The organism is Nostoc mirabile CHAB5784, from assembly GCF_020829645.1.
Classification (GTDB): Bacteria; Cyanobacteriota; Cyanobacteriia; order Cyanobacteriales; family Nostocaceae; genus Nostoc; species Nostoc mirabile.
This window is the reverse complement of sequence record NZ_JAIVFS010000006.1, coordinates 67,620-93,531: the sequence shown is the minus strand read 5'-3', so window position 1 is coordinate 93,531 and position 25,912 is coordinate 67,620. Positions and strand designations below refer to the sequence as shown.

Below are 25,912 nucleotides of genomic sequence, written 5' to 3'. Positions count from 1 at the left end.
AAACTTTTGGTTATGTCACACCACTAATGTGGGTTTACAGTGGTTGAAGTCACCCCTAGATAATTCTCAGTTGCGATCGCGTTAGTTTTACGCAAAACTTGCTAATTTCTTTACATAAATTTATACAATATAATTCATCAGTCGATACAATGGCATTGTCAGTCGATACAATGGCATTGTCAGTCGATACAATCGAATTGTCAGCCGATACAATGGCATTGTCAGTCGATACAATCGCATTGTAAGTCGATGCAATGGCATTGTCAGTTGATGCAATGGCATTGTAAGTCGATGCAATCGAATGGAGTTGTTGCAACGATATGCTGCTGGGGAAAGAGATTTTAAACCAATTCGCAATGGGCTACGCCCCGCTACGCTAACGCAATTACGTTTTGTGACAGGGATTTAAACCCCGACACAAAACACGCTGCTTATTAGTTGCTCTTTACTTTAACCCCCAAAGGTGGTTAAGAGAATTGATTCGGGAGCTATCTTTGTCAGACCACCTTGGTTGATTGGTGTCAATCTGAGCAATATCAATTTGGGCATAGCGGAGTAAATTCTTCTGGAGTTAACTGCAACAAACTATCAACCACTCTTGACAGTTCTTCATCCACAGAACCAAACCGGAATCTCAACAAGTTTTCTACAACTTGGCGGCGTTCAAGTTGTACTCCTTGCTGCAATCCAAGCTGTTTGGTGGTTTCTTACCAGTAAAATTTTTGATTCATCCTTTGGCAAGTTATATCATGTCCGCTTGATTGCTTATTAAACCCGAATCACCCCACCCCGCAAAAGCTACGCTTTCGCTCCCCTCCTGCTTGCGGGGAGGGGTTGGGGGTGGGGTTCTTTTATTATGGGTAACTTGGCGGACATGATATTATATCATGTCCGACTTAATACTTAGTCAAAAGCGAGCGTTCGCGCAGCGTCTCTAAGAGGATGTTTTAAAAGTCCTCTGGTCGGTAGCAAAACGTTTTAGATCCTCCTAAATCCCCCGATAAATTGGGGGACTTTGATTCCGGTTCCCCCCTTTTTAAGGGGGGTTAGGGGGGATCAACAAGTGCCTAAAATTACAGCTAACTACTTTTAAAACATCCTCTAAGAGTTGCGCGGCAATCCCAAAGCCAAGGGAATTGCTTCATTCCACTTCGTTACATACCCAACTCTTGGAGAGGCTGCGCCAACGGGAACGCCAAGGGCGAACGCAATGACATATCGTAAGTAATTTGCCGAACTTGATATTACTTATATGCTAATACGCTTGGGTTAAGAAGAATGCTACGTTGGGTTGAACATTCGTGTTACCCAACAAAGGCTTGATAATGTTGGGTTTTGTTCCTCAAACGCCACTTGCTTCAAGTCGGCAGAGCCGCCCAACGCAGTGGCTCCCCAACCTACACTAGTTTTATTTTTGGCGTTGCATATTTGCGGGATGATTTTGCTAGTTTTGTGGGATGGGCATCTTGCCCGTCCCTTGTATTTCAGGGCGGGCGAGACGCCCACCCTACAAGAATCATCCCTTGATTCAGCAACGCCTTATTTTTTAGCCTTAACCCAAGCGTATTGACTTATATGCTTTATATCAAAAGTCAATCTAAAAATTGCAGAGTTTCCTTTGAAAGTATATGTTTTTGGTTAAGCTTCTCCCAAAGCAGCTTGAAAAACTTGTTCAGCAGTTAAATCTAACTCTGGAAAAGTAAGTGATTCAATCCGGTCATTTCCTCGAAACTGAGTAATTTGATACTCTCCTTCAACTAGAGTGTAAACTGATACCGTCGGCTGTTTAGGATTGCCAATAAACCGCTTTCCACCTAGAGCAGCATAGTCAACAATCCAATATTCAGAAATCCCCATTTCTTCGTACTCACCAAATTTGAGAAAATAGTCATCACGCCAGTTGGTACTGACCACTTCCACTATTAATAGAATTGATTCTGCCTGAGAAACAGTAGATGACTTTTTCCAAAGTGGTTCATTCGCTAAATTAGTCAGGTTCAATACTAAGACATCAGGAATATAACCGGATTTTTTATCTACTGCTTTAACTAACGCTTGGCTAGGGATTGAATAAGCTAGATTGAATCTGCGAATTTCAAAGTTAAGTTCTCTAATCAAAAATGCCCTGACCAACTCATGGTCGCCTGTTGGTTGCATTTCAACTATGACTCCTTTATGTAATTCATATCTGCCATTTTCTGGTTTCCACTCTATAAACTCTTCAAAGGTTATCGGCTCAACTAAAGGTTGAAACATGATATTGTTTCCTTAATGCCTGGAACTATGCTTCACGAACTTTTTTGATTACGGAATAACCGCAGAAGTTCTTCTAACCCTGCGTTTAAGTTTCTCTTGTCAGCCTTCATTTCTCTAATATTCGCTTTGAATTCCCGCATATCCGACGCTAATGCAGTAGCCAAAGTAATTGTCCGAGCAATCGCTAAAAAGGGAAGTTCCAATGGTTCCTGCCTGAATTTTGAAGTTTGTAACATCTGGCGTCAGTTCATTGAGGCGTAGGTAAATATCGTCAAATCTAAAATCGTCTGTCGTCTTTTCTCCTTGCTGACCTCATCCTCATCTACAATTTTAGCGGTATCGCGTTTGTCATCTCGTCATCTCTCGAAGGAGGCGTAGCTAAAAACAGTTTTAGCCGACTTTGCACGAGAATTTTAGTTAAGTAAAGCCAATACAATTGCATTGTCAGTCGAAACAATGGCATTGTCAGCCGATACAATCGAATTGTTAGTCGAAACAATGGCATTGTCAGCCGATACAATCGAATTGTTAGTCGAAACAATGGCATTGTTAGTCGATGCGATCGCATTGCAGGTCGATAAAAAACCAGATTGCAATCTAACTTTCTTAAATTACGAATTACGAATTACGAATTACGAATTGTTCTACAAGATGCAGGCTTCAACCAAGGACTATGGGGCGTAGTGGTGGGAAGATTTGCTGTCAGCACGACTTCCCCTTTTTGGTTTAGCAGCAAACCGGTAGCTTCTATGATGGGTTCTGGTGTGGGGGTAGTTATTTTGCTGGGAACAGAGGAGCGATCGCGGTTATCATCGCTTGAATTGAGAGTCACCAAATCTACCTGCACTGCATCAGTGTTAAGAGCTTCACCTGGTAATGGTGGCAAGCCGCCGCGTCCAGTGATTGTAAAACTGCTCTTAGCTAAATTTCCACCAGCTTGACAAGTCTGTGCTACTTGGGTATCAACTGGTACGGTTGGCAAATTGACTAAGCCACTGTTAGGGTCTACATCAGGTGTGTTGAGTTCTACATTACCACTTAACTCAGAACTTGCTCCTGTTGCGGTGATATCGCTTGTTTTATCAGATGCGATATCTCGGAACTGTATACCAAAGATACCTTGGGCATTGATGAGCACATTCCCGCCACGGAAGTTAGCAGAATTGGCGCTGATGTCGCTATTTTCAAAAGCAATGAGGAAATCGGTGTCAATGTTAATGTTGCCACCAATGACGTTTTTTCCTGTAGCGTTGGTGAAGATGTTGCTATTGAGGCTCATTATCAAAAATTGTGAGTTAATGTTAATTGTCGCCTGTTCCCTATTGGGGTCAACTTTAGGACTTTGTGTGTTCCCGATAAGTAAGGCATTGTTGTTTAAACGGATGGAGCGAGAATTTAATGTCATGATACCTGCGGTTCCTGTTCCTAAACTCTGTACAGTTATTCCAGCTCCATCTCGTACTAGCAAGGTATTAGTTGTAATCCTCAAATCACCCGCATTCCCTGTTGAGTTTGGCTGTGCTGAAGCAAACAAGCCACTGGGAAACTGATTATCAGCGCTTCTACCAATAACTTGCACATCAATAGCATCAACGGTTAAATTTCCCCCCTTGCCTGCACCTAATGTACCAGCATCCACCTGTGCCCCACCCTCAACGAGCAAGGTATTAGTTGTAATCCTCAAATCACCCGCATCCCCTGTTGAGTTTGGCTCTGCTGAAGCAAACAAGCCACTGGCAACCTTATTATCAGCGCTTGTACCAATAAGTTGCACATCAATAGCATCAACGGTTAAATTTCCCCCCTTGCCCGCACCAAATGTACTAGTACTCACTTGTGCCCCATCTTTAACTAGTAAAGTATTAGTTTTAATAGTCAAATTACCCGCATTCCCTGTTGAATCTGGCTGTGCATCAGCAAACAAGCGACTGCCAAATTGACCATCGGCACTTCTGCCAATGATTTGCACATCAATAGCATCAACGGTTAAATTTCCCCCCTTACCGTCACTAAATGTAGCAGCACCCACCTGTGCCCCATCCCCCACTAGTAAGGTATGAGTTTTAATAGTCAAATCACCCGCATCCCCTTTTGAATTTGGCGCTGCGTCAACACTCAAGCGACTGCCAAATTGACCATCGGCCCTTCTACCAATGATTTGCACGTCTTGAGCATCAATGGTCAAATTTCCCCCCTTGCCCTCACTAAATGTACCAGCAGCTACCTGTGCCCCATTTAGTACTAGCAAGGTATTAGTTTTAATAGTCAAATCACCCGCATCCCCTTTTGAATTTGGCTGTGCGGAAGTAAACAAGCCACTGGCAAACTGACCATCGGCACGTGTACCAATGAGTTGCACATTTTGTGCATTAACGGTTAAATTTCCTCCTTTGCCCGCACCAAATGTGACAGTAGCTACTTGTGCCCCATTTAGTACTAGCAAGGTATTAGTTTTAATAGTCAAATCACCCACATCCCCTTTTGAATTTGGCCCTGCTTGAGTAAACAAGCCGTTGGTAAACTGATTATCATTGTTTGTACCAATGAGTTGCACATTTTGTGCATTAACGGTTAAATTTCCTCCTTTGCCCGCACCAAATGTGACAGTAGCTACTTGTGCCACATCTTGTACTAGCAAAGTATTAGCACTGATCCTCACATCACCTCCCTGCCCACTTGCTCCTGATAGCACTAAATTGTTAATGGGACTTCTGTTAAGGTTTACTGTTCCAGTTGCATTAATCTCAATATTTCCCGCTTTACTGTTATCAGAACCCAGCCCACTGTCTATGCCTGCAAAGAGTTCACTCTCTCCTGTCATCTCTAAATTCCGGGCATTAACCGCGATACTTCCACCATCACCAGCAGTAACTCTTACTATCGCGCCATTGCTAAGGAAAACATCACTTCTTTCTACATTATCGGGAAAACTCAAACTTAGAGTATTGCCATCTTTATTCAATCCAACTGTTCCTACACCTGCTAATCCCCCTAACTCGACTCGTCCACCAAAAGCATACAAATCTCCACCATCTATATTGATATCACCACCTACCAATAGCAAACTCTTGCCATCTGGTACACGCAAACCCGTTGCTATAAATTCAGAAGATGGATTTAAACCGGAGGGAGCAACTGAATTATTTTCGATAGATGCGGTTTTGATTTGATTAAATAGTAAAGCCGAAGGATTGACTGTCAGCAGTGATGAAGAACTTTCGGGATTTGAAGCACTGAAAAAACCTTGATTACCAAAAGCGATCGCATTCGCTGTACTTGCCACAAAAGAACCACCAACATTTAATTGAGCATTCTGACCAAATACAATTCCATTGGGATTAATTAAAAACAGGTTAGCCGTAGGATTAGTGCGGATTATCCCATCAATATTAGAACGTGACCCACCCGTTACCCGACTGATAATATTCTGAATATCCACTGCATTATTAAATATTGCAGTGCTGCCATTTGGAACAGAAAACTCCTGAAAACTGTGGAACAAGTTGCTGCGTGCTTGAGTTCCTCCAGTGATATTGAAGATGTTCCCATCCTTTGTGACACTAGAGTTATTAGGCAAAGTCCCATCCGGGATAATTTGGGCAAAAGCGCAATTTGTACTCCAAATGCTTGAACCACATATTGCAATTTCTAAAAACCAGTCCCAACGAATACTCATCTTGGACATTGTACCCCTCTAAGCAAACAGTAATTCCTAAACTTTTGGTTATGTCACACTACTAATGTGGGTTTACGGTGGTTGCAGTCACCCCTAGATAATTCTCTGTTGCGATCGCGTTAGTTTTACGCAAAACTTGCTAATTTCTTTACATAAATTTATACACCATAATTCATCAGTCGATGCGATCGCATTGTCAGCCAATACAATGGCATTGTAAGTCGATACAATCGCATTGTAAGTTGATGCAATGGCATTGTCAGTTGATGCAATGGCATTGTCAGTTGATGCAATGGCATTGTCAGTTGATGCAATGGCATTGTCAGTTGATACAATCGCATTGTCAGTTGATACAATCGCATTGTTAGTCGATACAATCGCATTGTCAGTCGATGCAATGGCGTTGTAAGTTGATGCAATGGCATCTGCATATAGCCGTTCCCATTCAGATGCGGTACAACATTACATCACGAGGTGTAGGGGCACGGCAGTGCCCATTGGTGTCAACTTAAGCTAGAAATAGCTTAACTGTTAGCTGACTCGCCCGCCTCGAACTAAAGTTCTAGGCTAATAGCTAAAGTCTACTAAAGTAGACTAAAGATTTTTCGGATTATTTAGTCATCAAGAGATGACTTTCGCTATTAGCAAGGAACTGAAGTTCCTTGCGGGACATGGCTTTTACGTTAAGTTGACACGTATGGGCAGTGCCGTGCCCCTACGGGTGTACCTCACGTAAACGAGAACCGCTATAAGTAAATGGGCAAAAAGTTAACTCCAACTCCAAGCCTGAATCCCACCGCTTGAAGTGGTGATGGCTCAAAGCCAATTACCCAAAAGAACATAGGGGGCCCAAAACCTGGGACGTTTGTATTTGGGATTTTGCAAAAGAGCTAGCTGGGCGTGACGGAGTACTTCAGCTTTAGTTAGGTTTTTGTTGCCTAATTCTTGGTAAAATTGACTCATCAACACAGCAGTAGACTCATCATCCAAGTTCCACAAAGAAGCGATCGTACTGCGTGCTCCTGCCTGAAAAGCGACACCAGCAATTCCTAGTGCAGCTTGTTCGTCCCCGGCAGCTGTTTGACAGGCACTAAGAATGAGCAATTCAATCGCTTCGGGTCTATTTTGCTCTAGCGTTCGCACTAACTCATTTAACTTTTTGACATAAATACGCTCATCCCAAGCGACAATAAATGTCTCCTCAGCCTTGGAGCTAAACTTACCATGAGTTGCAAGATGAACGATAGGGAAAGATAAAGAATTAATCCGGTTTTCCAAAGCTTTGCTGGTAAATTCTTGATTCAGAAGGATGCTGCTAGGGACTTGAGAGCGGATTTGTTCTAATTCAAGTTTGACGTTGGGTAGTGCAGAAAATCCCGAACTTGCTTCACTCAATCCTGCGGCTATTGCCTTGAATTCCTTCTGTGATGTTTTGGGTTCAATCAGTTGCAGACTGGGAGTAAGTGCAATGTTAAACTTCTCAACTAGATACTGTTTGCCATCGTAGAGAGCTGCCATCGGAATATTTCGCAACCAACCATCCAGCACAAACACCAAAGTAGGAGTCTGACTTTCAGCTAAGGCAGCTTCAGCAGGTTGAATCAGCCATTTGTAAACCTTCTGGGATAAAGACTGAACCTGTCGCAGCGTGTGTGGTTTGGGTAAATTTTCCTGTAGTTGCGCTAAAGTAGTTTCCAATTCTTTTTCAACTACAGGGGTAGTGTAGTGCAACCAACGCTGTTGAGGCAACTCAATCATCACCTCTAGTCGGTCTGGCAAAATAAATGGATAAATAATTGCTGCCGTTGGATCTTTTTTTGGATTACGGATTTGAGCATTCAAACAGTTGTTGCGAAAGAAGTTTTCTAGTTCTGCTATTTGCAGTAATTCGATTGTATTGCTGGCTTTTTCGAGATTTTCTGAGCTAACTTGATTACCCTGAGATTGCAAAAGTAAATCAACCAACTGTCGATAAACTGGTTCAACTTCCTCTCGAAAGGAAAATTTCACCGCAGAATTGACAGCAACTAAATCACTGCGGAGGGCTTGGAGGTTATTAACTGCTTCTGTGTAAGCTGCTACTGCTCCTTTTGTATCTCCCTTAGCTTTAAGCAAACGTCCCAGTTGCCATTGCCATTGATAGCCAATGTCTTTAGCATCGATAGCTTGAGCGATGAGCAAGGCTTGTTGGGTGAGGTTTTGGGCATCAGACAACTGTTGAGTTTGTTCGTACACTTGACCTAAAACACCAATAGCATAGGATTGTGTGCGTTTATCTTGCAAATTTTTTGCTTGCTCAATCGCAGTTGCTAGTAATTGGGCAATGTCCAACCATGAGGGAGTGTCTGCGGCGGTTTTTTTTCGGAATTGCATTAGACTTTGGGCAAAGTTAATGCGGGCAGAAATTGCTGTCCGACTAACGGGTAAGTCGTTAAGCTGAGTTTTAATTTGAGAGGACAATGTTTGGAAAGCTGACAATTGCTCAGTTTTCAGCAGTAGTCTTAGTTGATTGGCTTGAGCTTGGATGCGTGTAATGGGTGAGGTTGCAGTTTTGATAGTTTGTTGATAAAATTTTATCGCTGTTTGCGTGTCTTGCTGAACACGGGCTGTATTACCCAAACTGAGGAGAATATCAGCGATCGCTTCCTGATCTGGCAATGATGAAGCTACTTCTAAACTTTGCTGCAATATCTGCCGAGATGTTTCTAAATCACCTGTGACTTGCATGACATTGCCGAGACTATGCAGGGCTGCAACTTTAACAGGTGAGTTGGGTTGACTTTGGAGAATCTGGGTACTTTCTCTTAATGTCTTCTCGGCTTGTCGATAAAATCCTAAAGCTTGCAAAGCTTGCGCTTGGTTAATCCGATTTTGAAGAACCGCCCTTTCATTGCCGATTTTGGTATAAATGTCAAGTGATACTCGCCAAGTATCCAGGGCATCTTCAGCTTTGCTTTGAGCCAATTGCAGGCGACCTTTGATATCTAGGACTTGGGCGAGAATTTGCGAGGAGTCTTTGCTATCTATATTTTGAGAAGTTTGTAATAAGTTGAGACTTTGAGCGATCGCACTTTCTGCCTCTGACCACTGTCCCAATTGCTGATAGGCTAATGAGAGATTACCCAGTGCGATCGTAAGTCTTTGTTCATCCCCATTAGCTTTGAATGCAGAGATAGCCTGTTGCCAAGAAGTAGCAGCTTCAGCAAACCGTTCGGCTTCATAAAATTTACTGCCCTGTTCCAGCAAACTCTGGGCATAGGACAACTTTTGAACAATGGAGTTTTCCGCAGTTACATGTGCGAAAGTAGGGGGCAATAAAAGAGCGCCTAAGAACATAGCCAAAAGCAGCAGTACACTTAAACAGGACTTACGCACTGAAAACCTGAAACCTAGATCCCCCCTAACCCCCCTTAAAAAGGGGGGAACGCTAAAAGCCCACTTTTTAAGGGGGTTGGGGGATCTCTTGTGCGTAAGTCCTATTAAAAAGCGTTTGATTATCCGTAATCTAAATTTTTTTATTGTCATGTTTTTGCTCCCACTTGCACCGCGTTTTTACTAAAAATAGACAGTGTAAGTTGCTCAACCTCCCTGGTGTTTATTAAACACACGGCAATCGGCTGCCCTCTGCCAGGAAGAATGAGGCGTAACGGTGGGTATAGAGCTAGTGAGAATTATATCGCCATTAGCAGCAATTACCCAACCAGTAGCTTCTACTATGCGAGTTGGTGTTGGGTTAATGGGATTTGTGGAAACTGCTGGAGTAGAGGATTTACCTACTTCTGGGTTGAGAGCCACCAAATCTACCTGCACTGCGTCAGCGCTGAGGGCTTCACCCGGATTTGGTGGTAAGCCGCCGCGTCCGGTGATTGTAAAACTACTCTTAGCTACAGCGCTACCTGCGGTACAGCCCTGTGCTACTTGAGTATCAACTGGTACGGTTGGCAAATTGACTAAGCCACTGTTAGGGTCAATGTCGGGTGTGTTGAGTTCTACAGTGCCGTTAATTCCAAACTGGGAACTAGCAGTGATATCCGAAAGAGAAGTTAGGAACTGGCGGGGTTGAATGCCATAGATACCAAAGGCTTGAATATTTACTCTGCCACCGTTGCCTGTGTAGGCATTAGCAGTGATGTCGCTATCTTCGTTTGGGACGGCAACAATGAAGCCCGACGGGGCATTGATGGTGATGTTGCCACCATTACCACCAGCTTCTGCTGTGCCTGCGGTGGTGGAAATTTGAGCGCCACGACGCAACAGCAATAAGTCCAGGTCTCGGAGCGTAATATTACCACCATTACCGGAAGCAGTCTGAGCGTTTAACGCTGCTTGGTTGCCGTCAAGAAGGATCGAGGAAGCTGTAACGTCTAAATTGCCTGCTTTCCCGGTTCCTTCACTGGATACAGCTACTTGAGACTTATTCTTTACAGTTAACTGATCAGTAGTAATCGTCAAGTCCCCAGCTGCTCCAGCACCTTGTGTTAGAGTAAACAAGCCGCTAAACCTTGAAGAATCAGCTGAAGAGTAAGAGTTAATTTCCACAGACTCCAAGGCATTCACTATCAAATTACCCCCCTGTCCCTTACCAGTAGTACCAGTAAATACCTGTGCCTCATCCTGGACAATCAACTTACCCGTAGTGATTGTCAAATTTCCGGCTGTTCCATCACCTTGAGTGTCAGCGAACAAGCCGCTATCTCTTCCAATTACTTCTACGGAGTCGGAGGCGTTCACAGACAAAATTCCCCCCTGCCCCTGACCATAAGTAGTAGTTAATACCTGCGCTTCATCCCGGACAATCAACTTGCCTGTAGCAATCGTCAAGTTCCCAGCTACTCCATTACCTTGAGCTTGAGTAGACAAACCACTTCCTCTAATTACTTCTACGGAGTCGGAGGCGTTCACAGACAAACTCCCCCCCTGCCCCTGAGCATAAGTAGTAGTTGATATACGTGCTCCATCCCGAACAATCAACTTTCCAGTAGTAATCGCCAAGTTGCCTGCTGCTCCAGCACCTTGAGCCTGAGCAAATAAACCACTGGCAACCTGACTACTATCTGGTGATTTTCCAATCAGTTCTACAGATTCGGAGGCGTTTACAAACAAACTCCCTCCCTGTCCCTGAGCGAAAGAAGAAGCTGATATTTGTGCTCCATCCTGGACAGTTAAACGCTTAGTAGAAATTTGCAAATTGCCAGATGCTCCACTACCTTGAGTTTGAGCAGACAAGCGGCTTCTTCTTCCAATTAGACTTATAGCTTGGGAGGCAGCCACAGTCAAATTTCCCCCGTTACCCTCACTGAAACTTCCAGCATTCACTTGTGCCCCATCTCGTACCAGCAACGTATTAGTTTTAATAGTCAAATCTCCAGCATTCCCTGTTGAGTTTGGCTGTGCAGTTGCAGACAAACCAGTGAGAAACTCAGAATTACCACCAATTAGTTGCACTTCTTGGGCATCAACGCTTAAATTTCCTCCCTTACCCGTACCAAATGTATCACTTGTTACTTGTGTCCTCTCTTGTACTAGCAACGTATTAGTTTTAACAGTCAAATCTCCTGCATCCCCTGTTGAGTTTGGCAGTGCAGAAGTAAACAAACCAGTGACAAACTGAGAATCACCACGAATTAGTTGCACTTCTTGGGCATCAACGCTTAAATTTCCCCCCTTACCCGCACCCAATGTAATAGCACGCACTTGTGCCCCATTTCGCACTAGCAAAGTATTAGTTTTAATTGTTAAATTTCCCCCCTTACCTGTACCAAGTGTATCAGCACTTACTTCTGCCCCATCTCGGATTAGTAAGGTATTAGTTCTAATAGTCAAATCTCCCGCATTCCCTGTTGAATCTGGCTGTGCAGAAGCAGACAAACCAGTGACAAACTGAGAATCACCACCAATAAGTTGCACCTCTTGGGCATCAACGCTTAAATTTCCTCCCTTAGCTGCACCAAATGTACCAACACTCACTTGTGCCCCATCTCGAACTAGCAAGATATTAGTTTTAATTGTTAAATCTCCCGCATCCCCTGTTGAGTTTGGCTGTGCGTCAGCAGACAAACCAGTGACAAACTGAGAATTACCACCAATCAGTCGCACCTGTTGAGCATCAACGCTTAAATTTCCCCCCTTACCTACACCACGTGTACCAGCATTCACCTGTGCCCCACTCTCAACTTGTAAAGTATTAGCACTAAGATTGATATCGCCTGCCTGTCCGTTTGCTTCTCGTCCCACCTGATTAGAAATTAAACTGTCATTGTCGAGATTAATTACTCCAGTTGCATTAACTTGAATATTTCCCGCTTTACTATTATCAGAACCCAGTCCAGTCGCTATGCCTGCAAACAGTCCACTTTCTTTTGTCATTTCTAAATTCCGGGCATTAATCGCGATACTACCACCATCGTTAGCAGTAACAGCTACTCCAGCGCCATTTCTCAGGAAAACATTACTTCTTTCTACACTATTGGGAAAACTCAAGCTCAGATTACTACCATCCCCATTCAACCCAACCGTTCCTGTACCTGCTAACCCACCTAACTCGACTCGCCCACCAAAAGCAAGCAATCCTCCACCATCCATATTGATATCACCGCCTACCAACAGCAAACTCTTACCATCTGGTACACGCAAAAAACCCCTTGCTGTAATCTCAGAAGATGGATTTAAACCGGAGGGAGTAACTGAGTTATTTTCGATAGATGCGGTTTTGATTTGATTAAATAGTAAGGCGGAAGGATTAATAGTCAACAAAGGTGAAGGGATATTTTGATCAGTAGCGCTAAAAAATCCGATATTTCCAAATTGCAATGCATTCGCTGTACTCGCCACAAAGGAACCACCAACATTTAAGCTGGCATTTGCACCAAATACAATTCCATTAGGATTAATTAGAAACAGGTTAGCTGTTCCATTAGCACGAATTAACCCATCAATATTAGAAGCTGACCCACCCGTTACCCGACTGATGATATTTTGAATATCCGTAGCATTATTAAAGAAAGCAGTGCCGCCAGTTAGAACAGAAAACTCCTGAAAACTGTGGAACAAGTTTCTTCCAGCTTGGGTTCCCCCTTCAATAGTACTGATGTTGTCTTGTGTTGTAACACTCGAATTATTGGGTAGAGTGCTATCAGGTATGATCTGGGCAAAAGCGCAATTAACAGAGAAAGCGAATGTCTGCAATACAGCTTCGCCGATCGCACTACCCATCACCAACCAACTTCCCAGTGCGAATTTCCAGCACCAATGCTGCCTATATCGCTTCATTCTAGACATTGCACCCCTTAAATAACCAGCAAGTAAACTACACCTTCTTATAAGGATAGATAGAAAATCCACGGTAGGATTGCGAGAAATAATTACGAATAGTTACAATGCGATCACGCTATATATCTGCAATCAACCTTGCCTTCCTTAGAAAGAATTGCATCACAGTTTCTTCTCTAGAAATAATATCAACTGTACCCTCCATTCCTAATTGAATAGCACACTGATGTTTGTCCCTACCTAAAGAAAGGCTTTCTGGCTCAATTGTTACCCCATAGAACGCACCAACGGCTGCCATCTTTTGGCTGGCAGATGTTGTGGCGGTGGTATTAGCAACATTCCCTTGAGGTGCGAATGCATCCGGGGAAATCGTCTTAACCTTGCCTTTGAGAGTACCATAATCTGGATAAGGACAAGCAGAAACCCGCATTTGTACCGTTTGGCCTTGTTTCAACTTGTTTTTATCCTGAAGTGCTACCACTGCCTTAATCTCCAAGGGAGCATCAGTGGGGACAATTTGGGCAATCTCCTCTCCAGCAGGCACTGTTTGACCAGAGTTTCGCAGGTTTAATTTAGAAATAATCCCGTCTGCTGTGGCAGTAATCACACTCTGGCTGAGGTCAATATTTACTTGTTGGAGTTCGCGGGTGTCGCGCTCTAGCTGTTTTTGGATTTCAATTCGTTGCTGGATTAGAGCAAGGCGTTCTTTATCTAAAGTAGCAATGCTAGCTTGACCCGTAGCTTTTTCTTGGGCAATGCGATTATAAGCGATCGCTACTTGTGCATTACTGGGATTGAGGGCAGTTTGGACATTTTGCAATTTGGCTTTAGCTGCCTGGAGAGCTTGTTCTTGCTGGCGAACAGCTAGTTGTGCTTCCTCAAATTGATCTTGAGACAAGGCTCCGGCTTTAGCTACAGTCTCATAGCGATTTCGCTTTGACTGGGCTGCTTTAAGACTAGCATCCGCAGCTTTGACATTTGCATTCGCTTCTTCGACATCAGTAGCGGTAGTAATAAGTTTATCTTGATAGTTCCGGCTGCGATCGCTTAATTCAGCTTCAGCACCAGCAATAACACGATTGACGCGCTCAGTTTCAGCTAAAATCTGGCTATTAATAGCGTTAATCTGGGCATTAATTTGAAAGAGTTGTAACCGACTTTGCCCAATGTTACTTTGCAGTTGGCTCTTTTTAGTTTGTAGCTTCGAGTTGTCAATAGTGGCGATGACATCCCCTTTTTTGACAACTTGATTCTCTGCAACAAAAACCCGCGTCACCTGACCTTCCGTAGCAGCTTGCACCAGCCGCAATTCACCAGCAGGGCGAACAACAGCCTGTCCTTTAACTGTCACTTTATATTTGGTAACAGAGGCGAGTGGAACGCCTAACCCCACAGCACAGATAAGAACTAATCCGCCCCAAGTAGTCCAACGACCAAGTGGGGGGAGAAACTCGTTGTCTTGAATTGGGGGCAAGTAGTCTGAGTTGGAATGGCTAATCATACTGTTTTAAGCTGTTACGCATTTAAATTGGATATTTACTCGTGAGGGTTGTCATTAGTCATTTGTCATTAGTCATTTGTATTTCAAAGGACAATAAGTAGATAAACATAATTAATTACACAATGTCATTGCGAATGCAGCGTTCGCGGTAGCGTCTCGTAGAGAAGCGAAATGAAGCAATCTTAACCCTTGCGATTGCTTCGCTTCGCTCGCAATGACTGTAATTAATTTTGCGTAGTTACTTATTAACGATTGCAATGTACAATCTAGACGCGCATCAGCTTATTTACTGGTTGCGCTGAATTTACCGTTAGAGTTAGAAGAGAATGGCACTAAACCATTTGTAAATGGCTCAACACCGTCTAAAAAGTCTAAGTGTTCACCAGGTTGATGGCGCAGAGCCTCTGGAGTGCCTTGGATTTTCAAACGCCCTTCTTCCAGCAGTACAATCCAATCAGCCCGCCCGATGACTTTGGGGCGATGGCTAATCATAATTGTGGTTTTGCCCTGCCGATGAGACAGCAGCCTGTCTAGCAGTTTGGCTTCACTTACTGGGTCGAGAGCGCCAGTGGATTCATCTAAAATTAATATTGGCGGGTCAGTAACTATAGCTCTAGCGATCGCTAATCTTTGCCGTTGTCCACCAGAAAGATTCGCGCCAAATTCGCCTAAAACAGTTTGATACTTATCGGGCAGTTTACTAATAAACTCGTCTGCACCAGCAATCTCGCAAGCTTGCACAATTTGTTCAAAGGTTATTTGAGGATAGCTGAAGCGGAAGTTTTCAATAATTGAGCGACTCCAGAAGTGAGGTTCTTGAGGTACTAGCACGACCTGTTGCCGCAGACATTCCATCGAGAGGTCTTGCTGATTATAGATGCCATAGCGGATATTGCCAGACTGAAGGAGATATAAACCAGCAAGCAGTTTGGCGAAGGTGCTTTTACCACAACCGGATTTACCAATCAAGCCAATGACTTGACCGCCAGGGATAATCAGCGAAAAATCTTGCAGCAAGTCAACTCTACCTGCGTGGTGGAAATTAAGGTTGGTGCAAGTAATATCTACATTGCCCTTAAGTTCTGCCCAAGGCTTTTTCTCGTCTTTGTCGTCTTCTGGGGTAGCATCAATCACCTCCGTCAGGCGTTGGATGACAATCTGGGCAGTGATAAACTCATCAACTAAGCCGATAACTGAACCCAAAAAGCCGAGAAAGTTGCCACTCATACCACTAAACGCTAGCAACTGACCGATGCTCAAAGTGCGATTAATTACCAGGTAGGAGCCTAACCACAGTAAGGCAATACTAGTAAAAGTAGAAATAATATTAGTAATTGTGCCACTATAAAGCCCCAGCTTCATCGTACTCCAGCCCAAGTTAGCAAGCCGACCATAATTTGCCTGATACTCTTGCCAAGCTTGGGGAGTGGCTTGAGTAGTTTTTAGCACCTGGACACCGCGAAAAGTTTCAACGAGAAAGCCTTGGTTTTCTGTACCCAACACGATCGCACTGCGGGTTTTCTGGCGCAAAGCTGGGAGAAAAAGCAGGTTGACGAGGGTGACAATAATAAAGGCAGCTACAGAAGCCAAAGTCAGCCCCCAACTGTAAAAGAGCATGAAGCCCAAGGAAACCAAGGCAATAAAAAATTGGCTGGGTAAACCGAGGACAATTTGGGAAACTAGCTCATTGATATGATCTACATCGGCAATCCGGCTGACTACTTCCCCACTGCGTCGTCCTTCAAAGTACGAGAGGGGCAAACGCAACAGTTGTCGCCCGTATTCTAGAATCAGTCCTAATTGCAGTCGTTGACCAAAGTGACCAATTAGGTGAGACTGGACTAAACCGATCGCACTGCTAAATAGACTCATAGCGATCGCCCCAATTGCCACGACGGTTAGCAGCTGAGTATCTCCCCGCACTAGCACGTCATCAGTAAGCAATTGCATCATTAAAGGAGAGACAAGGGAAAGTAGTCCGATGACGATGTTAATTGCGATCGCTTGAATGAGAATGGCGCGATAGGGTAAAACCCGCATCAGATAACGCCCAAAGCCGCCAATTTTATCATCTGATTGCTGATAAAAGCGGCTGTCGTCTGGCGTTAGCAGCAGCATGATGCCATTACCCCACCCTTCGAGCAACTCCTCGCGGGTGAGATAGCGGATACCTACACCTGGGTCAGCGATTACGTATTTTTTCCCCTTTTGCCCGTATAAAACGACCCAGTGGTAGCCTTTCCAGTGAATGATGGCAGGTAGAGGGGCTTTATGCAATTGGTCAAGCAGTTGCACCGAGGCTTTAACTTGACGCGTATTAAATCCTAGAGTTTCTGCACCCCGCCTCAAACCCAGCAGGCTGGTTCCCCGCGATCCTGTACCAACTACTTCCCGCATTCGACTAATGGCAAAGGTGCGTCCGTAGTGTTTGGCAATAGTAGCAATGCAAGCAGCACCACAGTCTTCTTCGCTGTGTTGAAGTACACTTTGGTATTTCATAACTTAGAACTTACGCATAGGAGAAAGTGAGTCGGGGCTTTCACCCCGACCAGAGCTAGTTTTCAAAATGAATGTTAGAGGTGTTGACTCAACTCAAAAATGAGTAAGTAGGTCAACTTAATTAAATTCGTTAGTGCGGAAGCCGGACGAGACTAACGGCGAAAATAGGTCATTCGCCCTGCTATTTTGAACGGATGTAGCGCTATAGATTTACCCTACGCGTTTGATAGAAGTTAATTGGTTATCTATTGAAGAAGGAAGACGAGCCTGTGAGCTACTATAAGTCGTCACAAACTCGCCATATTTATAGGCTTTATACAACGCCCACTTACCCCGTTTAATTATAAAAGATGAGATTTTATCATTAAAACCGTTTAATTTGCCTCTAGTAAACCCGATATTGCTATCACCCTGACCGACTACTGTTGCCTTAATTCCTAAAGCTTTTCCTGTGAACCCTGGATTTGTATATAAAATTATATCCCCATCAAGAGGGTTCGCAGTGTGATAGACTCTACCGCCGCTGTAAGTAGCAGCGACCTCATCATCAACTTTCTTAACGGCAAGATTTGTATCAAGTTGATTTAAGTATTCTTTCGTGTTTAACATTGTCACTTTCCTTCATTTCAGATTTATATTGAAATGGAATTAGTGAAAAGTTGTCTAATTCCACTTAAAGCTTCTGAGATTAAATCTATAAAGTCAATAGTTTAAAAGTGATTTTATTTGCATAACTAAAGTAATTATGTTTTCATTATTCAAATATTTTATATAAAAAAATACTTTGATTTTGCAAATTTGTTTTTGAACATAAAAAATTTCATGTAGGAGCGATCTATCGTTGTACGCCCCTACAAACGTAAAGTTTAATCAAATTATTTGCTCAGATTAAAGCTAGGGTTCAGCTTTTAGATTTCTGAGTGTTTGCCTTGCCTAATCAGGAAGAGGTTTGCCTGGTGCCCGCTTGATAAACTTGATCGATACCCACTTATTCACAGAAGAACTGAATTTACGGAATCCGTTCTTCAGAATAGCTGGGGACTGCAAGTACTTGACCTGACCGGGATACCAGTACCCAACAATGTTGTCGTCGTCAATGCTTGGCCCAGAACGAATTCTTAGCCGAGTAGAGACACCCTGAGTCGTGTACGGTTCACTGAAAGTTAGACCTCCCTTTATAGTTTCTGCTTCTTCAGGTTTTAATTCGGCAAATAGAGGTTCATCATGAAGATAGTTGAGCATTTCCATCATTTTCTCCTTTAGTATTGTTAAAATTGCTTGTTCTTTATGTCTGGACACAAAAAACAAGCAACTGTTACCGGAAGACTAGAGTTATAGTCTTCGAATAGCAGTCAATGAGTCGTTTCGAAGACCAAATGCTTCGGGGTTAGGGTATCTCCCCGGTCCCAGTACTTTAGACCGCCCTTTATAGCCACTGTCTTCAAATATCGTCCATGTTCCTTCTCTAATTACAATGGAGGAAGTTCTATTATTCCAGCCGCTACCGCGAAGGGCGTTGTCAAGGTTGTCATCATTTCCATAAATATTATTGACAGCCCCACCATAGTTGATATCTTCATATAAACTCACAGGAGCAGCACCTCCACTACAGGTAGCAGCAACCTCATCGTCAAGTTCCATGACGGTAAGAGTTGCATCAAGTTGTTTGAAGTATTCTTTGGGGTTTAACATTGTCACTTTCCTTCATTTCAGATTAATAGTGATGGGAAATTAGTAATGAATTGTTTAATTCCATTTAAATATTCTGAGATTTAATCAATAAAATCAAGTACTAAAAACTGATTTATTACTCATAAATCAATGACTTATGTTTTCTTGTTAAAATGCTTGCTGGTTATCAAAAAATAGTTATTTTTATCTTCCAAACTAAAATGTTATAACGTCCTTTGACTACTCCAAATCATGGAATTTAAAAAAGTATATCTCTATCCTTTCTGGTTTTCACTATATAAAGGCTTAAAAAGCTATAGTGATGCTAATTCACTTGATAATTATGAATTTTTGTAACAAGTTGTGGAATTGATAGACTTTTGATTCCGAGAAGTAAGCAGAGGTTCGCAAAGAAGCTAAACGAACTTCCAAAGAGTGCAAGTTCTACCAAGAGGAATCGTTATGGAAAATCCAGGTCTTTGCTTAACACCTTTTCAGCGCAGATACCTACTGAAAAGCTTAGAAACCGACTTACGTGCAGAATACCGCCGTCGCATTGAAATTATGCTGCTTTTCGATGCAGGTGAATCTCAGGCTCAAATTTGTGAAGCTTTGGGATGTTCTCAAGAAACTGCACGCTACTGGATTACGATCGCACAAACAGGACAAGCTCAAAAATGGAGCGATCACTTGATGGGACGACCTAAAACTGTGAATGAGCAATACCTCGCTCGCTTAAAAGAATTGGTAAGCCATAGTCCGCGCCTTGTTGGCTATTCATTTGAGCACTGGACAGCACAATGGTTAAGCAAGCATTTGGCAAAAGAATTGGGAATTCAGGTAAGCAGTTGTCACATTAACCGTTTGCTCAAGGAGATGGGGCTTTCCACCCGACCAAAAGGCAACACAACTAAGCAAGAAACCTTACATCAAAAAGATTTCAGCATCGCATATCGAGCCTAGTTTTTTGTGACAACAGTGATGAATGTGAAACAGCTTATTACCATTACTGAAGTGCAGATCGTAAATCAGTTTAAAGGTAGTAAAGAATTACCTGCTCAGTTCACCTGTGGTTATGAACTGACTTTTGGTTATAACGAACGAAAAGCCATATCAATGGCTTTAGTGGGCGCTGCCACTTCTTGACTTGTGGCAGCAGCCCAATGTTGACACGCATGAGCATTGATGTGCCTCTACAGAGTGGTATATTTACTTGAAAATAGCTGTTTGTTCTTTCGCTAAAGCTAATGCTTGATGAGCATTTTTAAACTTTGTTTCATCTGTAAACTTATTAGCAAAACAGTTTATATAAGCTTCCAGATATCGAATACGTAAGTATGGATCAGCCGGACTCTCAAGAAAGGGCAGGTCAGCTTCAACCATAAACCGGATAGCCAACAAGGGGATAGGGCTACGAAGTGGACGAAAGTTTGGGTTGTGCAGACCAGGAGTTTCATTACGTTTATGAAATTCTCCTATCATCAGTCCTGACTCAACAAACAAAGGTTTAAGTTTTTGTTGGACACTATCTACCAGTTTAGAAGCATCTTCTATATGGATGTCAGGAAAGATGAGTAAAAAAGCTCTATTTATTGCTAATTCTTGTTCTTTAACATCCATCTTAAGAAAGATATCTCGGTAGCGTCCAACAACCTCTTCTAATTGCTCTGCACACAAATCTTTTGTGCGAATAACTGCCAGATAAATACTGTTTGACTTGAGAGAGTGAGGTACAAAAGGGCAAACTACGCCGGGCCTTCCTAAGTTAGGATGAGGTCTTCCTAAAAAATTTTTCACCCATTCCATAATTTCAATCAAGTAAGGAAGGTCTTCATTTTGCTGGAGTTGTTTTATTTCAAGAGTTGTATAAAGTTCCATGAGCTTGAGTGAAACGAAATAATTGTTTAATTCTGAATCAAATATCAGTTTTACAATATAGCAATCTGAATTTAAGCCTGAGAAAATACGTAGAGAGAAAGTACGTATTTATAGGTATTTCAGCAATTTTCTTTCTCACGAATGATTTAAGATTGCTATTTTATCTGTCTGAAACTAATGATTATCTACGTAAAAAAACAAGCCTTGATATTTTTGGTATAGTTTTTCCTAATCAAATTAAGTACATCATAGCCTTCTCCTCGCTTACGGGGAAGGGGTTCTTGCACCCTACTCAACTGAGAACCGCTATATATGGCTTGTAGTAGATAAAAATGCTCTAGTATTTTTGTGAATTTAATAAAATTTATGCAAAAAATATTCAGGTATCTTTTTGAACTAAGTAATCTATGTTCCTTTACTTTTGGCATTTTACCTAGAATATACATGTATTATCCAGCAGATGCTCCTACTTTTTTTACACTCTCAAGTTTCTATTATTTTTAATAAGAAAAATATAAAGTTTATGTCTAAATAATTAGCTTTACTGTAAAAGTTTAGTATTGATTTAACAGTAAATATGCATTGATTATCAAGTTAATATACTTTTTTAAACATAATATCAAAAATTAATTGGAGTTTTATAAGCTGTATATTACTGAATATATAAATTAATTTATAAAGTAGAATGCATTCCAAAAGCAGCTAATATCACTCCAAAAATGACTTAATTAGACATCTGTAAAAGACGTTTGGTAACTTATGGGCTGGTCACGCCAAAAATCCGAACTTTAAGAAACGTGAGTTCGACGAATTTCTCTCTGTCTTGAACTTTAGTTCAAGTTTCTCTCTGAGTCTGAGAGGGACAGGTTTTGCGTAGTAAAACCTCTTAGATGAGCCTTTCCTCGTTAAGAGGCTCCCGCTTGGAAATGCATTCACTAGGCTTTGCCTCCAGTCAGATATTGAGCAGCCCCTAATAGCCATTCTCATGCTCCGCATGGGAACGAGAAAACAATGGAAATCGAGCTTTTTTCGACTTGTACACCGTAACTATCCCTACTCTTAAAGCTTGCTACTCACAAAATTAGATATTTGTTTAATTGGAAGTCGCTTATTTCCCAACAAATTCTTTCACCACAGCCATAGCATCCGGAGGAATCTGCGTAATTAGGCGAAATGGAAATGCCGCAGTCGAAGCAAATTGGGCATAATCTGATGTCAGAAAAATAGCGTAGTTTTTAGCTTCTGGAGTCATCTGGAAAGCAAAGGACAAAGCTATAGCTTTAAGGTACTTGCGAACATCTGCTGCTTGTTCACCCACAACTTCACCGCCACTAATTGGTGTATTTGGTTGTCCTATCTGATCCAAAGTGGTGCTGGGGTCTTTTACACTCAGATGAGTACCGCCAACTATACCAACTAGCCATTTGGGGGATGGGATTTTGTCAAATCCTACAATCTGTTCAGTTAAAGCTGGGGTGGTTTTATCTGCGGAACCTGCTAACACTAGGGTAGGAACTTGCACCTTAGTTAACCCAGTTTCGCCAAACATTAGAGAAGTTGTAGGATTGAGAGCGATCGCCTGTTTGATTCTAGTATCCCGTAGTTGATAGGTATTTTCTGGCAGTTCTTGAGCGATGCACTGCATAGCTTCTCCCAGACTCAATATAGCCAAGTTCTTTTTACAGCGTTGTTTGAGACCTTGGAGTTGTAACTCGGCTCCAGCGAGTGCTAAAGCTGTACCACCACCAAAAGAATAGCCAATGACCATCGCTTTATTGGTTGCAAGTTTCCCTTGCAGGGGATGATTAGCCGTTTGGTTGAGCTTTTCTAATTCGTCGAGAACAAAACTAATATCTTGAGGGCGATTTAAAAACTCCTGAGGCTTTATAACTCTGGTTTTGCCTTGGAATGCTAAGTTAGTATTTGTCTCATTACTACCGGGATGTTCTAAAGCTGCTACTACATAACCGTGGGATGCTAAATGTTCTGCTAAGTAATGCAAGTCCGTGCGGACTGACCCGAAGCCGTGAGAAAAGACAATTACGGGTTTGTCAGGAGTTGCAGCAGTTGACCAGTAAACATCAACTGGAATTTTCCGGTCGCGCTTTTGGTCATTCAGGCTTAAGTTGAGTATTTTTACTTGAGCTATTCCTGGTTGGCTGGGATCAAAAGGGAAAGCAATCTGCGGTGTTCTAGGCTGCGGTGTTATGGGGTCGAGTTGGGGAGCGATGGCTAGCATAAATTGCTGGGTGCGCCAAAAAGCTGTATTCAAATTCCGTGCAACTACAAAAGCTTGTGGCACATCAATTTCTAGGCGTTTACTGGGATAAGCCGCGATAAAACTAAGTATAGAAAGACCTTGCGGTGCAGTAGAACCTAATACCAATCCTGCTCTGAGCGCTTGCACCCCAGCTTTGTCCTTTCGGGCTAAGGCTGTAGCAAAGTCATTGAGAATAGTTGTACCAATCTGGGTATTAACTAACCTATTAACGGTGACAACATTCATCGGTATATTCATACCCAGCGCTCCCAAGAGGAAGCGACTTTGTTGTTCAGATAATTTTTTAGCGTAAGGCTGCAAACTCCCAGGCAATTCCCCAGTTTTTCCAGCCTTTTGCAACTCAGCAAGGGAGATGGTTTCTGTAAATAAACCGAAACGCACAACAACTGTGTCAGCCGCAATAGCCGAAGTATTTGCCCCGAACTGTGTAAGTGCAATCGCCCCAAAGAAACCCGCAACTGTCTTTAGACTTCCCCAACTTCTTCTCATAAATATTTATACCAAATGTTACTGACGGGAATATAACGAATATTTGTGTATTTGACTACCCCAATAATCACCTAGAAATAAAAGCAGATTTTTGGCTGAACTGGATAGCGAGTCTACGACGGCCTATGACGCTCGATGACTCGCTAACGCCTTTAGCGTCTCCCCGAATCCCATTCGTGAGAGGCTAGCGCCTGCCGTAGGATGCCCGAACGCGAATTTATGTTGAGCGGAGTCGAAACACAGCGTCTCCTGTCTTGAGAAGGGCTGTAGGGAGAAGACTCGCTACCGCTTCTCTACAAGACGCTACGCGTAGCAAGCTTTAAGAGTAGGGGTACGCTATCGGCGTTGCGCTGATCTCCTCAAAGCATCGGCAGATGCGAACAGAATTACATCAAAAACATAACAAAGGCAACTAATTGTAGAATTCATCACAGCTAAAAAGATTGAGCATAAATCAGTGTTCACAGTCACAAAAGCCTGATTGTTTCTCAGCTAGGTTTAATACTGTAAGAAAACTTTAGAACAGAGTAAGCGATCGCATCTACAATCTAAACTTTTTCTGGGCTGATTTCTTGACTGCAATTTTTTTTTGACGCAAAGTTTAACCGACCGCTTAATGTTTTCTTTTTGCCCTTTAGAACGTGTTGCATAGGTGTTGCCAGGGGATAGTCTTACTGCTTTAACTGCACTATCATTACCCATCAAATTCTACCAGCCACATCAACAATTTTTCTTGGCTTTATGCATCGCAGACTCCGCTATATTTTGATTTTGCTGCTCTCCCTGAGTATTATTATACTGTGGTGGCCTGTGAATAATTCTGATTGCAATTCCGAGGCAATTCTTGCTTCAAAAACAATAAAATTCCAAGCACATGCTACTAAGGTTATAGTTCAGCCGTGGCGTGGTCGTCACCATGTATATGGAATTTTTATGATTCCTGATAAATACAAAAAAGCTCCATTTTTTGTATTAACAGTAAAAGGTGCTGGCAATTACTGTTCAAAACAATTTGGTCAGATAAAAAACTATAATGATATCTTTGCTGAACCAGGAACTTATCTGGTAAGGAATTTTATTAGAACTCGAACGGCTCTGCGGCTGATTTTCCAAGGTTTGTACTTTCAAATCAATGATAAAAACAATTGGACTTTGACTTTCCCTGAACCAAAAACTAGTACCGCTACGCGGAATTAGTCATTTCTTATTTAATTACGAATTACGAATTACGATTTACGAATTATTCAGTCAGCTTGGTGGTTGAGTTTCCAAAACTTCGTTTTTCTCTAACAAGGCAGTAGTAGCATTGACTACAATCTGTGCTGCTCCCGTAAAAAACGATCGCTCGATAGTCGCTGGAATATCGCTAGGTTGATGATAGTGGGGAGTACGTAAATTTGCGGTATCTGTCACCAGCACAGCACCCACACCCTGATACCAAAATGGTGCATGGTCGCTGCGTAGGGTGTCTGGTGTCAGTAAACCTTTAAAAGGAATTGGTAGTGTTAGGACTGATGGCATTGATTTTTGTTTATTCACAGCGGTTGAAGGGAGCATCTGTGAATTTTGAAAGGCACTCAGCAAAGGCAAATGTTCTGTATCACCGACTACTGCCAAAAAGTCGCCCTTGTCGCTAATTGGGGTAACAGGCAATCCGGCAGGGTATTTTTGACACCCAGGAGTGTAACATGCATAACCTACCATATCCATAACGATCGCTCCGCCTAAATTTTGCAAGCGTGCCGTCTTGCTAACGAAAGCTTGACTACCCAAAAGTCCTGCTTCTTCTTTGTCAAAAAAAGCTAGCTGTAATGTCCGTGGCGTAGGACGGGAACCGAGCAAGCGGGCTACTTCCAGCACCACAGCTACACCACTGGCGTTATCATCAGCACCAGGGGATAAAGCAACAGTGTCGTAATGCGCTCCCACGAGAATTGCTTTAGCTGCAATGCTCGTTCCTACACGTTCGGCAAAAATATTCACACCTTCGGAGAACTTTTCCAATTTGGGCTTCCAGCCTAATTTTGTGAGTTCAGTTGTGATATAAGTGCGAGTAAGCGATCGCTCTGTTGTTGTGTAGCGCTGAAAATTCAACTTTTGGATATGGGTTAATAGCTTATTAGTAGACACTTGCGGCGCACTGTCAACTTCCTTTGACTCTGGCTGTGGTTGGGGTGTTTCCACTGGAATACTTTCAACAATTGCTGGCGACGGACGCTGTTCAAAAAACGTGCCACCTCTGCTACCCACCACGGCAACTGCCATCAGCACCAACAGCATCAGCCAAATCCATTTTCTCATGCGATCTTATCCTTGGCTTCCTGACTTAGGGTAGCGCAAATCCCCAGGTATAACTTTCCAGGATTGCTAGGAAGGTTTAATATTTTGGTTT

At 42.7% G+C, this 25,912-nt stretch carries 18 protein-coding genes and 2 pseudogenes; 5 read left to right on the top strand and 15 right to left on the bottom strand.

Annotated features, from left to right (window positions below; genetic code table 11):
* Positions 1-55: 55 nt before the first annotated feature.
* The 4 genes and pseudogenes from LC653_RS06710 to LC653_RS06695 all read right to left on the bottom strand — a co-directional run bounded on the left by LC653_RS06710 (position 56) and on the right by LC653_RS06695 (position 2,492).
* The gene (locus LC653_RS06710) at positions 56-316 is read right to left on the bottom strand and encodes a hypothetical protein (RefSeq protein WP_229493537.1); all 261 of its coding nucleotides are present in this window, start codon (positions 314-316) and stop codon (positions 56-58) included.
* Positions 317-536: 220 nt separating this feature from the next.
* Positions 537-686 (bottom strand): annotated as a pseudogene (locus LC653_RS06705) (hypothetical protein); the annotation flags it as partial.
* Positions 687-1,638: 952 nt separating this feature from the next.
* Complete coding sequence (locus tag LC653_RS06700) at positions 1,639-2,256, bottom strand: Uma2 family endonuclease (protein WP_229493534.1); 618 nt, start codon at positions 2,254-2,256, stop codon at positions 1,639-1,641.
* A gap of 32 nt (positions 2,257-2,288) precedes the next feature.
* Entirely contained in the window at positions 2,289-2,492 is a 204-nt protein-coding gene (locus LC653_RS06695) for a hypothetical protein (RefSeq protein WP_229493533.1), read from the bottom strand.
* A gap of 205 nt (positions 2,493-2,697) precedes the next feature.
* On the opposite strand from LC653_RS06695, the gene LC653_RS06690 reads away from it, so the two are divergent.
* Positions 2,698-2,940, top strand: coding sequence for a hypothetical protein (locus LC653_RS06690; RefSeq protein WP_229493530.1), 243 nt, complete (start codon positions 2,698-2,700; stop codon positions 2,938-2,940).
* Here the strand turns inward: LC653_RS06690 and LC653_RS06685 are convergent.
* Positions 2,882-5,932: a two-partner secretion domain-containing protein gene (locus LC653_RS06685; protein ID WP_229493529.1), complete on the bottom strand. Its 3,051-nt coding sequence runs from the start codon at positions 5,930-5,932 to the stop codon at positions 2,882-2,884. The genes LC653_RS06690 and LC653_RS06685 overlap by 59 nt on opposite strands.
* A 250-nt stretch (positions 5,933-6,182) precedes the next feature.
* Between LC653_RS06685 and LC653_RS06680 the strand changes: the two genes are divergently transcribed.
* Positions 6,183-6,341, top strand: coding sequence for a hypothetical protein (locus LC653_RS06680; protein WP_229493527.1), 159 nt, complete (start codon positions 6,183-6,185; stop codon positions 6,339-6,341).
* A gap of 407 nt (positions 6,342-6,748) precedes the next feature.
* On the opposite strand, the gene LC653_RS06675 is transcribed toward LC653_RS06680, so the two are convergent.
* From LC653_RS06675 to LC653_RS06645, 7 genes are all read right to left on the bottom strand, one after another.
* Positions 6,749-9,247 (bottom strand): CHAT domain-containing protein, encoded by a 2,499-nt coding sequence (locus tag LC653_RS06675; protein ID WP_229493525.1) that lies wholly within the window; start codon positions 9,245-9,247, stop codon positions 6,749-6,751.
* 264 nt (positions 9,248-9,511) lie between these two features.
* Positions 9,512-13,201 (bottom strand): two-partner secretion domain-containing protein, encoded by a 3,690-nt coding sequence (locus LC653_RS06670; protein ID WP_229493523.1) that lies wholly within the window; start codon positions 13,199-13,201, stop codon positions 9,512-9,514.
* A 118-nt stretch (positions 13,202-13,319) separates the two neighbouring features.
* Positions 13,320-14,702, bottom strand: a complete 1,383-nt coding sequence (locus LC653_RS06665; RefSeq protein WP_229493521.1) for an HlyD family secretion protein — start codon at positions 14,700-14,702, stop codon at positions 13,320-13,322.
* A 282-nt stretch (positions 14,703-14,984) separates the two neighbouring features.
* A complete protein-coding gene (locus LC653_RS06660; protein WP_229493519.1) occupies positions 14,985-17,201 on the bottom strand; it encodes a peptidase domain-containing ABC transporter in 2,217 nt (738 codons plus the stop codon).
* A 210-nt stretch (positions 17,202-17,411) separates the two neighbouring features.
* Complete coding sequence (locus LC653_RS06655) at positions 17,412-17,810, bottom strand: beta/gamma crystallin family protein (protein ID WP_229493517.1); 399 nt, start codon at positions 17,808-17,810, stop codon at positions 17,412-17,414.
* A 324-nt stretch (positions 17,811-18,134) separates the two neighbouring features.
* Positions 18,135-18,500, bottom strand: coding sequence for a hypothetical protein (locus LC653_RS06650; RefSeq protein WP_229493515.1), 366 nt, complete (start codon positions 18,498-18,500; stop codon positions 18,135-18,137).
* Positions 18,501-18,533: 33 nt separating this feature from the next.
* Positions 18,534-18,893 (bottom strand): beta/gamma crystallin-related protein, encoded by a 360-nt coding sequence (locus LC653_RS06645; RefSeq protein ID WP_229493513.1) that lies wholly within the window; start codon positions 18,891-18,893, stop codon positions 18,534-18,536.
* Between the two features lie 441 nt (positions 18,894-19,334).
* Between LC653_RS06645 and LC653_RS06640 the strand changes: the two genes are divergently transcribed.
* Complete coding sequence (locus LC653_RS06640; protein ID WP_229493511.1) at positions 19,335-19,835, top strand: helix-turn-helix domain-containing protein; 501 nt, start codon at positions 19,335-19,337, stop codon at positions 19,833-19,835.
* Between the two features lie 36 nt (positions 19,836-19,871).
* Positions 19,872-20,009, top strand: a pseudogene (locus LC653_RS06635) (carbon-phosphorus lyase complex subunit PhnI); the annotation flags it as partial.
* A 72-nt stretch (positions 20,010-20,081) separates the two neighbouring features.
* On the opposite strand, the gene LC653_RS06630 reads toward LC653_RS06635, so the two are convergent.
* Both LC653_RS06630 and LC653_RS06625 read right to left on the bottom strand, forming a co-directional pair.
* Positions 20,082-20,750 (bottom strand): DUF6875 domain-containing protein, encoded by a 669-nt coding sequence (locus LC653_RS06630; protein ID WP_229493509.1) that lies wholly within the window; start codon positions 20,748-20,750, stop codon positions 20,082-20,084.
* Positions 20,751-21,858: 1,108 nt separating this feature from the next.
* A complete protein-coding gene (locus LC653_RS06625) occupies positions 21,859-23,520 on the bottom strand; it encodes an alpha/beta hydrolase (protein WP_229493508.1) in 1,662 nt (553 codons plus the stop codon).
* Between the two features lie 741 nt (positions 23,521-24,261).
* Between LC653_RS06625 and LC653_RS06620 the strand changes: the two genes are divergently transcribed.
* Positions 24,262-24,717, top strand: coding sequence for a hypothetical protein (locus LC653_RS06620; protein ID WP_229493506.1), 456 nt, complete (start codon positions 24,262-24,264; stop codon positions 24,715-24,717).
* A 51-nt stretch (positions 24,718-24,768) separates the two neighbouring features.
* Here LC653_RS06620 and LC653_RS06615 read toward each other — a convergent pair whose 3' ends face one another.
* Entirely contained in the window at positions 24,769-25,821 is a 1,053-nt protein-coding gene (locus LC653_RS06615; RefSeq protein WP_229493504.1) for a M28 family peptidase, read from the bottom strand.
* Positions 25,822-25,912 lie beyond the last annotated feature (91 nt).